This is a genomic window from Nitratidesulfovibrio vulgaris str. Hildenborough (assembly GCF_000195755.1).
GTDB lineage: Bacteria > Desulfobacterota > Desulfovibrionia > Desulfovibrionales > Desulfovibrionaceae > Nitratidesulfovibrio > Nitratidesulfovibrio vulgaris.
Genome location: NC_002937.3, coordinates 3,395,324 through 3,410,000 on the forward strand (window position 1 = coordinate 3,395,324; position 14,677 = coordinate 3,410,000).

Genomic DNA, 14,677 nt, shown 5'->3' on the forward strand with positions numbered 1-14,677 from the left:
GTCTCAGACCTTGATGTTCACGAAGTTGCCCGTCCACGGGTCCTGCGGGGTTTCGGGCGTATCGTCGTCTTCAGGGGGGGGCGGCTTGCGGCGCGGCGGGGGACGGCGCTGACGCCCCCGGCTTCTGCCTTGTTCCTGCCGGGTCTGGACACCGGGCGAATGCTCGGCGTTGTCGGTCTTCTGCACCTGCTCACGGTCATGCAGCAGAGCCTCCTTCGCGACCTCCTGCGCTGTCGAACGCGCAAGTTCCGGTTGCGTCTGCGCATCATGCGCCAGACGCTCCGTATGTCCCAGCTGCGCCAGCAGCACCGGAAGCGAAGGGTCGATGGTCATGCTACTTCACCAGATAGTTCTCTATGAGCAGGTCCTCCAGCTTGCCGAGGCTCAGATAGCCGTTGATGATGGTGAGCAGGTCTTTCTTGAGCGTCTCGGCATTCGCCCCGTCCGTCAAAAAAACCAGCGACTTGTTCTTGAGGTAATAATACACCGCATCGCGGATGACCACCTTTTTGCCCTGTATCTCATGGATGAGCTTGGGGTCGGTGGCGGGGGCGGCGAACTTGCACACCAGAAAGCGAATCTGACCGTCCATGTCGCGCTGTTCGACCCAGAAGGGTTCCAGCGAGACGACCGGTGTCGATGCCTTGGGAACTTCGACGGGCGCAGGTTCAGACGGGACGACGACGGTCTTGGGCCCTGCCGGCTTTTCTGGCGGCGTACGCAGCACGAACCACCATGTGGCACCGCCGCCGCCCACAAGCAGCAACAGCACCGCAGCCGCGATGATGAGCAGCTTGCGATTGGCGAAGAGCGACTTCTTGGCGGGCTTCTCTTCAGGAATGTCGAGCGAGAGCGAGGTCTCGGCCTTCGGGGGGGGCGGGGGCGTCTCGACTTCGGGGATGAGGAATGGCGCGTCGTCGAGGTCGAGTTCGACCTTCTCTTCAGCGCGAGACATGGCCAGCCCCGCGTCGAGAGGGGCGGTATCGGGCTGGGCCTTGCCGGAAAGGTCTTCGGGCATGCGTTTCTCTGATGCCGCCCGCATAAGGACGGGTCGGACAGGGGTGGCGCGGCCTTATGCGACCGCGCCCGGAAATCAACCGAAGATCTTGTCGATCTTCTGCTTCATGGTCTCGGCAGTGAACGGCTTGACGATGTAGTTCGACACCTTGGCCTGCACGGCTTCGATGATGTTCTCCTGCTGCGCTTCGGCGGTGACCATGAGGAACGGCATGTCGCCGAACTCTTCGCTGGCGCGCACCTTGCGAAGCAGTTCGATGCCCGTCATGTTGGGCATGTTCCAGTCGGAGATGACGAAGTCGACCCTATCCTTGTTCAGGGTCTCCCACGCGGTGGTGCCGTCGTCAGCCTCGATGACGTTGGAGAATCCAAGCTGGCGGAGGATGTTCTTGATGATCCTGCGCATGGTGGAGAAATCGTCCACGACGAGGATACGCATATTCGGATTCGCAGGCATCTGAGGCTCCTTGCACGCTGTGCTAGACGGCGTCGTGCTCGCCGTAATGGTTGCGGAATTCGCGACGCAGCCTACCCAGCGCCTGTGAGTGCAACTGCGAGACCCGCCCCTCGGTGATGCCCATGACTTCTGCGGTTTCGCGCATGTTCAGTTCATCACTGTAATATAATGACAATACCAACTTCTCTCTTGGTGTCAATTCGTCGATGAGAGAGGCCACGCGCTCGATGAGCTCTTGCGTGGCTGCGGTCTGCATGGGGTCGGCGTCCGACTGCGGGCCGCCTTCACCCGCCAGCGAATCCTGCATAGCCTCCAGCGAGAGGCACAGCTGGTTCTGCAACGCCTCAAGGCCCAGTCGTACATCCTTCTCGTCCAACCCCGTGGCCTTCTGCAAGTCTTCTTCAGTGGCGCGCCGCCCCGTCTCGTGCTCGATGCGCTGCATGGCCTCGTCAAGCTGTCGCACCCGTTGCCGCAGACTTCGCGGGAACCAGTCGAGCCTTCGCAACTCGTCGAGCATGGCCCCACGGATGCGGCTTTCGGCGTAGGTCTCGAAGCGGATGCCCAATTGCGGCTTGAACTTGCCAAGTGCCTCCATGAGACCCAGCGTACCAGCGCTGATGAGTTCGCCAAGCTCGACGTTGCGCGGCAGCTTGGCCTTCAGGCGCAGGGCGAGGAAGCGTATCTTGGGCGCGTAATGACGGACGATGGCCTCCTTCTCCGCCGGGGCGAAGTCGGGCCATGCCGTCGTTCCGGCCTCAAGCGCCTCCCAAGGGCTAGCTGCGGAAGAGCAGCTTTTTCCAGAAGAACTTGATGTTACCATCCAGAGCCGCCGGAACGTCCCACGTTTGTACGGTCGCCGCCACCTGACGCACGGCGCGGCAGGCGGGGCTGTCGAGGGCCACCGAGCAGAACGGACGCTGGCTCACCACCGCCTTGCGGACGATGGGGTCGCGGGGGACGAAGCCCGCGAGGTCGAGCGATACGCCGCTCAAGAAGTGGTCGCAGGCCTTGTACAGGCGCGTGAACATCTCTTTCGCGCCGCGTTCGTCGGTGGCCATGTTCACCAGTACCTTGAAATGCTCCACCCCGTGGTTGAGCTTGAGCACCTTGATGAGCGCGTAGGCGTCGGTCAGCGAGGTGGGTTCGGGCGTGAGCACCACCAGCCGCTGTTGCGCAGCAAGGTTGAAATACAGGACATTGTCGTTGATACCGGCCCCGGTGTCCACGACAAGGTAGTCCACCCTGTCTTCCAGCGCGTCCAGCGCCTCGAGCAACTCGAGTTTCTGCCCCGTGGAGAGCGAGAGCATCTCGCTCATGCCGGATGACGCAGGCAGGATGTCGAAACCGTAGGGCGTGGGGCACAGCACCTCGTCGAGGGTCGCGCCGTCATGGAAGAGATGGAAGAGATTGCGCTGCGGGGTCAGGCCGAGCACCACGTCGACGTTGGCAAGACCGAGGTCGGCGTCAAGAAGCACGACGCGTTTGCCCGCCGCGGCGAGGCAGCAGGCGAGGTTCACGGAGAGGTTCGTCTTGCCCACTCCCCCCTTGCCGGAGGTGACGGAAAAGACCAGTGGCAGTTCAGCGTGCATCGGCAGCTCCACTATGGTTGACGGGCCGCGGGGCCGTCGGAGGTTCGTCCGGGCAACTGGCGCTTGAAGACCAGCCGCCACAGTGCGCTCTCGCTGGCGGAGACGAGGCTGCCACGCAGCCCCGGCCCGAACGAGAGGGCGGACACGGGCAGACCGTTCGCCGCGGCGACGTTGACCAGTGTTCCGTAAGTACAGGCTTCGTCCAGCTTCGTCCAGACGATGCTTGCGGTTCCGGGTGCGCCGTAGCGGTTCACGAAGTCCGCCGTCTGCTGCCCCCCGCAGTGCGGGGGCAACACGAGGTGCACCGCCACATCGTCACCGCCCAGACCGAGATGGGCGAGGCGTTGCGTCAGGGTCTCGCCTCGGGCGAGTCCGGGCAGGTCGACGAAGACGCGGTCTGCGTCACAATCGAGGGCCGCGCGCATGGCACCGTCGTCGGCGGCCTCGGCATAGCCGAAACCGGAGAGTTCGGCCCAGTGGCGCAGCAGCAGCCTGCCGTTGCCGCGCTCGCAGTCGGCGTTGACCACCTGCACGCGCCCGCCTGCGGATTCCGCCCCCTGACCGCGCAGGGCCATGCGCACCAGCGTGGTCGTCTTGCCGCTGCCGAAGGGCCCGGCGAAGACGTGCACCCGCTGCGGCCACGCCTCGCGCGACCACGGCTTCACCGGCACCATGCCGGTGAGCGGTTCGAGAACCGAGGCGCCCGGCGAGGTCAGCAGCCGACGGTACAGGGACATGAGCACAGTATCCTCCACGCCCTCGCGTTCAAGGAACTCCAGTGCAAGCCGCTGGCGCGGGGTGAGCTGTTCGAGGCGCAGCCCCGGCTTCATCAGGGCGAGCAGGTGTTCCTTGATGCACGACCATTCGCGATGCCACGACTCCCAGCCGGCGGGCAGTTGCGAGGGGTCGCCCCCGTCTGCCGCCGCACCCGCCCCATGGGGCGTGCTGCCGTTGCCGTTGCGCTCCACGCCTGCGGTCACCTCGCAGAAACGGCGTCCCTCCTTGCGACCGGAACGGGTGGAGAGAATGACGGCGTCAGGGCCGAGTTCGCTCTTTATCTGGGCCAGTACGGCCTGCGTAGAGGGGCCTGTGTACGTCTTTACCTGCATCAGTCGACCACCACGTTACCTACGGCCTGAAGCCGGATGTCAGGGGGAATCTCCGCTTGCGAGAGCACGGGGATGTTGGGGAGAAAGCGCATGAGCAACTGGGCGAGATGGGGGCGAGTGCCGGGCTGCGTGAGCACAACGGGTTGACCGTCGGTGCCCACGGCATTCTCCACCTGCGTGTTGACGCTCTGGATGAGCCGCTGCGCGGTGGATGGGTTGAGAGCGAGATAGGCGCCGCCTTCGGTCTGGCGGATGGAGTCCTGAAGAGTGCGTTCCACATTGGCGTCGAGCGTGATGATGGGCAGCGTGCCTTCGCTGTCCATGTGCGGCTTGACGATGCTGCGCGCGAGACGTTCGCGGACGTATTCGGTGAGGGTGTCGGGGTTCTTGATGGCGGGGCCGTAGTCGGCCAGTGTCTCGACCACCGAAAGCAGGTCGCGCACCGAGACGTTCTCGCGCACGAGGTTCTGGAGCACCTTCTGCACCACACCCAGTGAAAGGACGCCGGGAACCAGTTCCTCCACGGCCTTGGGGGCGTGCTTGGAGAGGTTGTCGAGCAGTCCCTGCACTTCCTGTCTGCCGAGGAACTCGGAAAGATGACGGCGGAAGACCTCGGTGAGGTGCGTGGCGATGACCGTGGACGGGTCCACCACCGTGTACCCAGCCAGCATGGCCTCTTCCTTCTGCGATTCTGGAATCCACAGCGCGGGCAGGTTGAACGCGGGCTCGCGCGTCTCGATGCCCTGAATGCGGTGGCGCGCCGTGCCGGGGTCCATGGCGAGGAGATGGTCGATGAGAATCTCCGCCGACGTCACCTGGTTGCCCTTGATGAGCAGGGCATACTGCCCCGGCTTCAGCTGGAGGTTGTCGCGCAGGTGCAGCGAGGGGATGACCACGCCCATGTCCAGCGCGAACTGACGGCGGATGGAACGGATGCGCGTGAGCAGGTTGCCGTTCTGCTCCTCGTCCACCAGCGGAATGAGGCCGTAGCCCACTTCAAGTTCCAGCGCGTCGAGGGGCAGCAGCGCCTGCACCTCTTCGGGGGTGTCGAGGCTGTCGCCCTTGCCCTTGGCGGCCTTGCCGCCAGCCCGCTTGGCGTCTCCCTGCGCTTCGTCCCCGTCGCGGTCGCCAAGCAGCTTGGCGAAGAAGAAGAGCGAGGCCGAGAAGATGAGGAAGGGCACCGTGGGCAGTCCCGGCACGAGGGCGAAGAGCAGCAGCACCCCGGAGACGAGGCGCATGGCGCGGGAGTTGTAGGTCAGCTGGCCGAGGAACTCTTCACCCATCTTCGCTTCGGAGGCAGCACGCGACACGATGATGCCCGCCGCCGTCGAGACGATGATGGAGGGGATGGTGGAGACGAGACCGTCACCGACGGTGAGCAGGGTGTAGGTGGTCAGGGCGTCGCGCCACGGCATGTCCTTCTGGATGATGCCGACAAGCAGGCCGCCGATGATGTTGATGAGGGTGATGAACATGCCCGCGTTCACGTCACCGGAGACGAACTTGCCCGCACCGTCCATGGCGCCGTAGAAGTCGGCCTCCTTGCGGATGTTCTTGCGGCGTTCGTTGGCCTCCGTCTCGTCGATGAGTCCGGCGTTGAGGTCGGCTTCGATGGCCATCTGCTTGCCGGGCATGGCGTCGAGGGTGAAGCGCGCGGCCACTTCGGCGATGCGGGTGGTACCCGCCGTGATGACGTTCTTGTTCAGGATGAACAGGATCATGAAGATGACCGCGCCGATGACATAGCTGCCGCCGACGACGAACTCGCCGAAGGCGCGAATGACCTCGCCCGCGGCGTCCGTCCCTTCGTCGCCGTGCAGCAGGATGAGTCGCGTCGAAGCCACGTTGAGCGCAAGGCGCAGCAGGGTGGTCACCAGCAGCAGCGACGGGAAGATGGAGAACTCCAGCGGCGACATCATGAACATGGAGGTGACGAGAATCACCAGCGAAAGCGAGATGCTGCAACAGAGCAGGATGTCGAGGAAGAACGTGGGCAGGGGCACCAGCATGACGAAGAGGATCGTCACCACGCCCCCGGCAAGCAGGATGTCGCCCTGTTTGGCGAAACGGGCGTAATCTATGCGGGGAGCGACACCGGGTTGCGAAGCCATGCTTTTGACACCTGTCTGCCGGGTTTCCGGCGTTCCGGGGTTGTCTTTCGGGTTTCCGGGCATCCCCGGACGGGGCTACACCCCGCGCGCCTGCGGCCTGAACTTGGCGAGGCCCGCGAGAATGGCGGCCACGGCCTTGTAGAGTTCGGCGGGGATCATGTCCCCGACTTCAACACTCTTATACAAGGCCCGTGCCAGCGGCTTGTTCTCGCGGATGGGCACGTTGTGCTCGCGGGCCACCTCGCGGATGCGCTTGGCCAGATGGTCGGCACCCATGGCGACCACGATGGGGGCGGGGGCCGCGGTCACGTCGTAACGCAGCGCCACGGCGATGTGCGTGGGGTTGGTTATGACCACGTCCGCCGTGGGCACCTCCTTCAGCATGCGCTGGGCCATGACCTTCATCATCTTCTGCCGCTGCTGCGACTTGACCACGGGGTCGCCTTCCGCCTGCTTGCGTTCGTCCTTCACCTCGTCCTTGGTCATCTTGAGGTTCTCGTTGTAGTCCCAGCGCGTGTACCAGAGGTCCACGGCGGCGATGATGACCATGGGCACGAGGGCGTACTTCACCATGCGTGCCCCCGTCTCCAGCATGTAGACGGCGATGCCCGACATGTCGGCGAAGTAGAGGGGCAGCAGGTTCAGCATCTCCTGCTTGAGCACGATGATGGGCGCGATGCCGATGAACACGGCCTGAAGCAGGCTTTTGCCGAGGCGTATGAGCGTCTGCGGCGAAATGAACATGCGCTTCAGGGCGTTGATGACGTTGAAGCGCGACCAGTCCAGTTTGAAGACCTCGGTCGTCCACAGCTTGCCCACCTGAAGACGCATGGCGATGAAGGCGGCAAGGCCGATGAACAGCATGATGGGCAGAAGCATGATGGCGAGTTCGCCCGCACTCCACAACAGCAGCGAGTAGACCGTCTGTTCATTGGGCGTGAAGTCGTGCGGACGCGAGAGGAAGAAACGAAAGACCTCCTGCATGTGCTCGTTGAGCACACCCAGCATGAACGTGATCGCCACAAGGCCCGCGAAGGTGGTGACCGCCTTGGAGACCTCCTGCGACTTGGCGACGTTACCCTTGTTGCGCGCCTTGTTGAGGCGTTTTCGGGTCGCCTGTTCTGTTCTGCTGGGGTCTTTCTGTGCCATGTGTCATGTCCTTTCCGTGAAGGGCCTCGCCCCTCTCTTCGTCATGGCCGGATACGGCCTGCCCCCATATTCCGGGCACCATATCTGGGCACCACAGCCGGGCGGCGCGTGCGCCGTGGCCGCGTCAGACACCCTTGGGGCTTACACCGTGCAACAGGTGCAGCATCATGGGCGGCATTCCGATGATGAACTCTTCGATGTACTGTGCGAGAATGGTGAACAGGAGCCCCATGAAGAAGAATCCCACGGCGATCTTCAGCGGGAAGCCGATCATCAGCAGGTTCATCTGCGGCGCGGCGCGGGCCATGAGCGCGAGGGCGAGTTCCACCAGAAAGAGCGTCACCAGCACCGGAGCGGCTATCTTCACCGCGATCACGAACATGCCCCCCGCGAGGCGCACCAGCTCATTGGCGACGGCGGGATTGGCCACCAGCCCCCCTGCGGGCACCAGCGCGAACGATTCGGCGAAGGCACGCAGCAGAAAGAGGTGCCCGTCCAGCGCAAGGAAGGTCAGCAGCGATACCATGTAGAGGAAATGCGAGGTGATGCTTATCTGCGCCCCGGAAAGGGGGTCGGCGATGCTTATCATGGTGAACCCCATCTGGAAGCCCAGAAGCTGCCCCCCCGTCTGGATGCCAGCGAAGAGGAAGTGCACCGCCATGCCCAGCACCAGCCCCAGCACCAGTTCACTGGCGAGCATCACCACCAGTTCGAAGGGATGCGACGGCATGACAGCACCCGCCAGCGAAAGGCGTGGCCACAGGGCCATGGCCATGACGAGGCACAGGGCCACCTTCACCTGCATGGGCACGGCGTCACCGCCGAAGAAGGGCAGCAGGAACATCACGAGGCTCACGCGCATGAAGGTGAGCAGAAAGCCAAGGGTGGTGGCCGGGTCGAAAGCGAAGAGGTCCATGCCACGAGGTGAGCAAAATACGGGCCACGAACGGACATACGGCACGACGGCCTTGCCTTGCCACGCGGATTCTGGCACTGCCCGTTGAAACGCAAGGAGCATCCATGGATCTGTTGCCCATCAGAAGGGCGCTCTTGAGCGCCACCGACAAGGGCGGTCTGGTCGAATTCGCCGGTTTTCTGGCGGAGAACGGGGTCGAGCTGGTCTCCACCGGCGGCACCTACAAGACGCTGGAGGCGGCTGGCCTTACGGTCACCCCCGTCAGCCGCGTGACGGGCTTCCCCGAGATTCTCGGCGGGCGCGTCAAGACGCTGCACCCCCATATCCACGGCGGCATCCTCGCCGACAAGGACGACCCGGCCCATATGGACACGCTGAAGGAACTCGGCATCGTGCCGTTCGACCTCATCTGCGTGAACCTCTACGACTTCGCCAGTGCCGTGGCCAAGGGGCTCGACCTGCGCGGCGCTGTGGAGGAGATCGACATCGGCGGACCGTGCATGCTGCGCGCCTCGGCCAAGAACTTCCATTCGGTGCTGGTGCTGCCATCCCCGACGCACTATGCTCGCGCCATGGAAGAGATGCGCGCCAACGCCATGGGTGTGACCCTGGACTTCCGCCGCGAGATGGCCGCGCTCACCTTCGACGCCACGTCGAAGTACGACCGCATGATCTCCGACTACCTGTCCGGCACCGCGAAAGCCTAGTGTCGCGTCCATCCTGAAGCGCGGCACAGACGTGACGCGGCGTCAGGATACCGCCGAAGCGCTCCGGACATGGCGTGAACCGCGTTCCGCGCCATGCGACGCAGCCGGAAGGCTTCAGCTGAAGAAGTCATCGCATTCCGGGGCGTCACGCCCGCTGCCACACCACGCCCACACCCCGCACGTCGCCCTTCGCGGCGTGCGGGCCTCACGGGAGCACCACCATCGCCGCCAAAGTCCTCGGCAACACGCAGGGTCTGAAGCCCAGCCAGCTCAAGGCCCTCTCGCGCCTGTCACAGCGTCGCTACCCCGCCCTCGGGGGCTATACCCACGAACAGGCCCGCGAACTCGCCGCCCTCTCGCGCAGCGTGGGCAGACAACTGGGTCTGCTCATCGACAGGCAGGGGCGCGTCGAGATGATCATCGTGGGCGACACGGGGGCCATCTTCATCCCTGAACTGCCCCGCGCCCGCAGCGGTGCAGGTCGCCTGCGCGGCCTGCGGCTGGTGCACACCCACCTCACGCCTGAACTCATCTCGCAGGAAGACCTCATGGACCTGCTCTTCCTGCGGCTGGACGGTCTTGCCGTGCTCACGGTGGACGCGCACGGCGGCCCGCAGCAGTTGCAGCGTGCCCACCTGCTGCCCCCCAACCCGGAGAAGCGGCACTACACGGTACACCCGGCGACCCCGTGGGACAGGGTGGAGACCGATTTCGTGGCCGAGGTCGAAGCCCTCGAAGAGGAGATGACGCGCGCCATGCCCGAAGTGCGCGAGGCTTCTGACGGCCCTGCGGCGGTGCTCGTCTCCGTGGCGGCCCTGCCACGGCCCGTGCAGGAACTGAACCTCGAAGAACTGCGCGAGCTTGCACGCACGGCAGGGGTCGACGTGGTGGGCACCATGATCCAGCGTGTCCCCTCCGTGAACCCCAAGTTCATCCTCGGCAAGGGCAAGCTGACAGAACTCGAGGTGCTGGCGCTTCAGGGCAACGCCTCGATGATCGTCTTCGACGGCGAACTCTCGCCCGCCCAGTTGCGCAACATCGCCGAAGTGACCGAACGCAAGGTGCTCGACCGCACCCAGCTCATCCTCGACATCTTCGCACAGCACGCCACCACCCGTGCGGGCAAGTTGCAGGTCGAGATGGCGCAGCTCAAGTACACGCAGCCGCGTCTCGTGGGCAAGAACCGCGCCATGGACAGGCTCGCAGGCGGCATCGGCGGGCGCGGCCCCGGCGAGACCAAGCTGGAGACCGACCGCCGCCGCATCCGCGACCGCATCACCCGCATCAAGGGCGAACTCGACACCCTGCGAAAGCAGCGGGCCTTCGCCCGGGCCCGCCGCGCCAAGCAGCGCGTACCGCTGGCCTCGCTGGTGGGCTACACCAACGCGGGCAAGTCCACCCTGCTCAACGCCCTCACCAACGCCGAGGTGCTGGCCGAGAACAAGCTCTTCGCCACCCTCGACCCCACCACGCGCCGCCTGCGCTTCCCCGAAGAACGCGAGCTCATCCTCGCCGACACCGTGGGTTTCATCCGCAACCTGCCCAAGGAACTGGTCGAGGCATTCCGGGCGACCCTCGAAGAACTCGAGGCCGCAGACCTGCTCATCCATGTGGCGGACGCGGGGCATCCCGAACTCGACCGCCAGCTTCGCGCCGTCGAGGACATCCTGGTGGAGATGGAGATGCACGACATCCCCCGCCTGCTGGTGCTCAACAAATGGGACACCGTACCCGAAGAACTGCGCGAGACCCTGCTGCTGGCACATCCCGAAGCAATCCCCGTGGCGGCGCTGCAACGCGAGGGACTCGATGCCCTCGCCCACGGCATCGCCTCACGCATCGACTGGGAACGCACCATGCGCCCCGCCGACGGAACCGACGGCGAGTGGTGCGACGAGGGCACCGACGCCTCCCCCTCCGGCACCGTCGACCCGGACGCATGGGGAAGCGACACCGACGACGGCCTCCCCTACGAGTGGCCTTGCTCCTGTGAAGACCCGGTGCAATAGGTCGTACGCGCAACAGGGCAGGTCACCGGACGCGTCTCGCGTCGAGAATCCGTTCCGATTTTTCGTGTTTTTTTCCAATATCCAGCGGGGACGACCTTTTTCCGGAGAGGCCGTCCCCGTTCTGCGTCCGGAGTAACGCACACACACATCCGCGCCCGTCGGGGCTGGTGCGCCATGCCGGGCATACAGGATAGGGCCGGACATGCCGGACCGAGCGTGACCGGACAACACAGGCCGAACAGGGGCTCGTCGCCCGTGGTCAGGGGACTATGGATGTGTGCATTCCGTGGCATCACGGCAGGGTTCGCGCGAAGGCCCGTGGCGACCGGAACAGACGCGTGGCATCCGGCAGACACCGGGTACTGCTCCAGCGCTACAGGTACACGGCCCACGTACCGGCACACGTACCGGCACATGCTCCCGGCACATGATCAAGTCGCGTGACACCCGGCCTCATGCACGCCGTGCACTGCGCAGCTAGATGTCGCCGCCGTCAGTGTCGGAAGGTCGCCCGTCGCCGGCACCCTCCATCCTCTCCACGGGTTCATCGCGCAGCCGGGCGCATTCCGCGAGCAACTTCTCGCGCCGCACGGCCAGTTGCGCCACGTCGGTCATGATCATGTCCATCTGCCGGGTATGGATGGTGAGATGCCCCGCCACACGCAGGTGGCGTTCCGCCGTCTCGCGGTCTATGCCCTCGAGCCGCGCAGTCAGCGCGTCACGACGCACCACGGGCGTGAAGCCGAAATTCTGGAGCAACTCCGCCACGAACTGCACCCGCAGGATGCGCCGTTCGATGTTGGCGGCCCCGCCGCGCAACTGGAACACCACATAGTTCTCCTGCGTACGTTCGCCCACCAGCGACTCCACGGCCACGAAGTGGAAGCCGAAGCGCGAATGCAGGCTGCAGTAGTTGGACGAGACCATGAAGTAGTTCTTCTCGGAGAAGAACGCCGACTGCGACGCCGGGTCGAGGTGGGGGTTCGCCGTGGCCTCGAACATGACGGACAGGAAGCCCTTGGCGTCCACGGGAGGCGGCCCCTCCCACGGGATGGCGTTCATGCCCCGCCACAACGCGCGGAAGGGAACGGACTGGATGCGGGAGGCGAGCACGAGGGGCCCCTTGAGCCCGACGGGGAAGGCGTCATCAAGGTCGACCACCCAGAATTGCTTGGGCACGTCGCACTGCAACTGCTTGACCCGCGACGGGGCATACGCCTGCTGCGACCCGAAGCGGAACATCTCCCCCACCGCCTGCTCATGGCAGTAGCGGGCGATGTCGTGGAAGGTCTGGCAATTGCGGGCCTTGAAGTCGGGGCTTTCGGGGTCGAAGGTCAGGGGCAGGATGTGGTGCGCGGCCTCTGCAAGGGTGCGGTGCACGGGACTGCGCGGCATGAAGTTGTGTGCGGGCGGTGCGGCGGACACGATGTCGTAGACATAGTCCGCGTAGACCACCCCGGCATCGCCGCATACCGTCACCGAGTCCACTCCCGAGAGAGCCTCCACCGCCCCCCGCAGACCGAAGACGGCGGGTTTGCCGAATTCACGGGCGACGGCACCAAGGCTACAGGCGGGCGTACCGTATTCGGCGACCACGGCGCAGGCGCGGTCGAGGACCATGCCCCACGCCGCCAGCGGGCGTTCCACCACCAGCACCCCGCCGTCGGGGAATGTGCGGATGTCCTCAAGGGTCCTGACCACATGCACAGGCCCGCACGCGGCACCGGGGCTCACGGTCACGCCGCCGCAGGCCAGCGCCTCGGCGGGGCATGAATCCTCGATGCGCTCTTCGGGGGGCAGGGGGGCCGCTTCGGGCAACAGGCGCGCATGAAGAAGCGTGAGACGCCCAGCTGCATCAAGCAGCCAGTCGACCTCCTGCCGACAGCCCGCGGCAGCCTCCACGGTGAGGGCGAGGTCGGCCACCGCGCACGCCTGCGCGTCGTCCAGCACCGGGGCATCGGGCCGTGCATGACTGTGCAGCCTGACACCCCGGGGTGCCGTGCGCCACACATGGTAGGCGTCCACGTCATGTTCCCCGGTTTCCACGGACTCGGGCAGCCCCGCCCCCGCATAGACATGCACACTGTCGTCGCGCACATGGAGGGGGTTGCCCGTGTAGGCCACGCCCCCCGCCACGGGGTCGCCCACGACGAAGAACCCTACGCACACGCAGGTGCCCGCGTCGCGCAGCCCGCGATAGCGGCGATAGATGGTGGCCTGTGGCGAATATTTGAGGGCCAGCGTGGCGCGGAAGGCGGCAAGCACACTCTCGCGGTCGGCGTCGGTGCCGGAAAGCAGCGGCCCCCACAGTGTCATCCCCCCGTCATCCGCCTGCGCGCCTTCGCCTCCGCTGATGACGGACACGAGGCCCGTCGAGGCATCATGCCCCGTGCCGGGAATGGCCCCGTCGGTGGTCAGCGGCCACACCCGGCCTCGCAGCAATACCCGCACCGGCACACCACCGGTGCGTTGACGCAGGCTGCGCATGGAGTCCATGAGTGCGTCGGCCACATCGTCAGGCACGGGCGCGTCAAGGATGAGCGAACGGATGGATGACGACAGACCCTCGATGTTGTCGGGGCGAATACCCCCAGAGGCCTGCACCCTGCGGCTGACCTCCTCCTGAAGGCCGCCATGGCGCATCATGCGCTGGCATGCGGCTGCCGTGGCGATGAACCCTTCGGGAACGCGCACGCCCAGTGCGCCGCGAAGGCCCGCGAGGCGGGTCATGGCCGGGTCGGCCCGGTCGGCACTGTCGAGGCCGGGGTCTCCCAGAGGCAACGCCAGCGGGCCGTCCATGTCGTCGGTGCGCCCGTAGACGAGGGCGGCGACCTCCGACTGCACGGCGTTGAAACGTTCCTCGAGCGCAGCGAACCTGCCCGGCGCCAACTCGTCTAGCTGGCGCATGCACTGGAACACCTGCGTGGTGATGCGGGTACAGAGCGCACGCACGGTCTGCATGCCGAACGGGTTGACGCAACACAGCGTCAGTTCCAGTTCGGTCATCAGTTCCTGGAACTTGCCCCATGCGCCCAGAAAGAGCTTGAAGCGGTGGTAGCGCGCGGCGAAGGCGTCTTCAGGGCGCGTTGCGGACGAAGCGGCGGTCTTCTTGCGGAACGGGAGCCAGCGCAGCCATGACATGTGGCGGTCCTTCGTCCTGCGTCCCCTGCGGGGGCGTTCAGGCCCTGTCGCCCTCGGCGAGCTTGCGGTCGAGGCGGCTCTGCTTGCAGGCGTCCTCGATCTTGTAGAGAAGTTCGTCGAAGTCCGCGGGCTTCATGAGATAACCGAACGCGCCAAGGCGCATTCCCTCGACGGCGACGGTCATGTCCGCATGGCCCGACAGCATGATGACCTCGGTACCGGGGTGGTCGCGCCTGATGTGCTCCAGCGCGCCGATGCCCCCCATGCCGGGCATCTTCACATCCATGACCACCACATCGACCTCATGGTCGGCAAGGTGGGCCACGGCCTCTTCACCGCTTGCCGCCGTGGCGGTGAGCATGCCCCGCCGCGCAAGCCGCAGCGAGAGCATCTCTGTGCATTCGGTCTCATCGTCGACGAGAAGGACCCGTATGCCGTTCATGGCACGTCTCCGAGTTCAGGCGTATGGTTC

The 14,677-nt window shown here is 65.3% G+C and carries 13 protein-coding genes; 2 read left to right on the forward strand and 11 right to left on the reverse strand.

The window, feature by feature from the left end:
* Positions 1-3 precede the first annotated feature (3 nt).
* The 9 genes from DVU_RS15170 to fliR form a co-directional block, all read right to left on the reverse strand.
* The gene (locus DVU_RS15170) at positions 4-333 is read right to left on the reverse strand and encodes a hypothetical protein (RefSeq protein WP_010940484.1); all 330 of its coding nucleotides are present in this window, start codon (positions 331-333) and stop codon (positions 4-6) included.
* 1 nt (position 334) lies between these two features.
* Complete coding sequence (locus DVU_RS15175) at positions 335-1,018, reverse strand: flagellar basal body-associated FliL family protein (RefSeq protein ID WP_010940485.1); 684 nt, start codon at positions 1,016-1,018, stop codon at positions 335-337.
* A 75-nt stretch (positions 1,019-1,093) separates the two neighbouring features.
* On the reverse strand, positions 1,094-1,474 hold the full coding sequence (locus DVU_RS15180) for a chemotaxis response regulator CheY (RefSeq protein WP_010940486.1): 381 nt from the start codon (positions 1,472-1,474) through the stop codon (positions 1,094-1,096).
* A gap of 22 nt (positions 1,475-1,496) precedes the next feature.
* A complete protein-coding gene (locus tag DVU_RS15185; RefSeq protein WP_010940487.1) occupies positions 1,497-2,294 on the reverse strand; it encodes a FliA/WhiG family RNA polymerase sigma factor in 798 nt (265 codons plus the stop codon).
* Positions 2,248-3,063, reverse strand: a complete 816-nt coding sequence (locus DVU_RS15190; protein WP_011791427.1) for a MinD/ParA family protein — start codon at positions 3,061-3,063, stop codon at positions 2,248-2,250. The genes DVU_RS15185 and DVU_RS15190 overlap by 47 nt, the downstream gene beginning before the upstream one ends.
* An 11-nt stretch (positions 3,064-3,074) precedes the next feature.
* Entirely contained in the window at positions 3,075-4,172 is a 1,098-nt protein-coding gene (locus DVU_RS15195; protein WP_010940489.1) for a flagellar biosynthesis protein FlhF, read from the reverse strand.
* Positions 4,172-6,283 (reverse strand): flagellar biosynthesis protein FlhA, encoded by a 2,112-nt coding sequence (gene flhA / locus DVU_RS15200; RefSeq protein ID WP_010940490.1) that lies wholly within the window; start codon positions 6,281-6,283, stop codon positions 4,172-4,174. The genes DVU_RS15195 and flhA overlap by 1 nt, the downstream gene beginning before the upstream one ends.
* Positions 6,284-6,358: 75 nt before the next feature.
* Positions 6,359-7,432 carry a flagellar biosynthesis protein FlhB gene (flhB, locus tag DVU_RS15205; protein ID WP_010940491.1) on the reverse strand — a complete coding sequence of 358 codons (1,074 nt, stop codon included), beginning with the start codon at positions 7,430-7,432 and terminating at the stop codon, positions 6,359-6,361.
* A 124-nt stretch (positions 7,433-7,556) separates the two neighbouring features.
* Positions 7,557-8,348: a flagellar biosynthetic protein FliR gene (gene fliR / locus DVU_RS15210; RefSeq protein WP_010940492.1), complete on the reverse strand. Its 792-nt coding sequence runs from the start codon at positions 8,346-8,348 to the stop codon at positions 7,557-7,559.
* Positions 8,349-8,452: 104 nt separating this feature from the next.
* On the opposite strand from fliR, the gene DVU_RS15215 reads away from it, so the two are divergent.
* Positions 8,453-9,055: an IMP cyclohydrolase gene (locus tag DVU_RS15215; RefSeq protein WP_010940493.1), complete on the forward strand. Its 603-nt coding sequence runs from the start codon at positions 8,453-8,455 to the stop codon at positions 9,053-9,055.
* A 365-nt stretch (positions 9,056-9,420) separates the two neighbouring features.
* Entirely contained in the window at positions 9,421-11,064 is a 1,644-nt protein-coding gene (gene hflX / locus DVU_RS15220) for a GTPase HflX (protein ID WP_010940494.1), read from the forward strand.
* A gap of 477 nt (positions 11,065-11,541) precedes the next feature.
* On the opposite strand, the gene DVU_RS15225 is transcribed toward hflX, so the two are convergent.
* Both DVU_RS15225 and DVU_RS15230 read right to left on the reverse strand, forming a co-directional pair.
* On the reverse strand, positions 11,542-14,205 hold the full coding sequence (locus DVU_RS15225) for a PEP/pyruvate-binding domain-containing protein (protein WP_014524633.1): 2,664 nt from the start codon (positions 14,203-14,205) through the stop codon (positions 11,542-11,544).
* 37 nt (positions 14,206-14,242) lie between these two features.
* Positions 14,243-14,647 carry a response regulator gene (locus DVU_RS15230; protein WP_010940496.1) on the reverse strand — a complete coding sequence of 135 codons (405 nt, stop codon included), beginning with the start codon at positions 14,645-14,647 and terminating at the stop codon, positions 14,243-14,245.
* Positions 14,648-14,677: the final 30 nt, after the last annotated feature.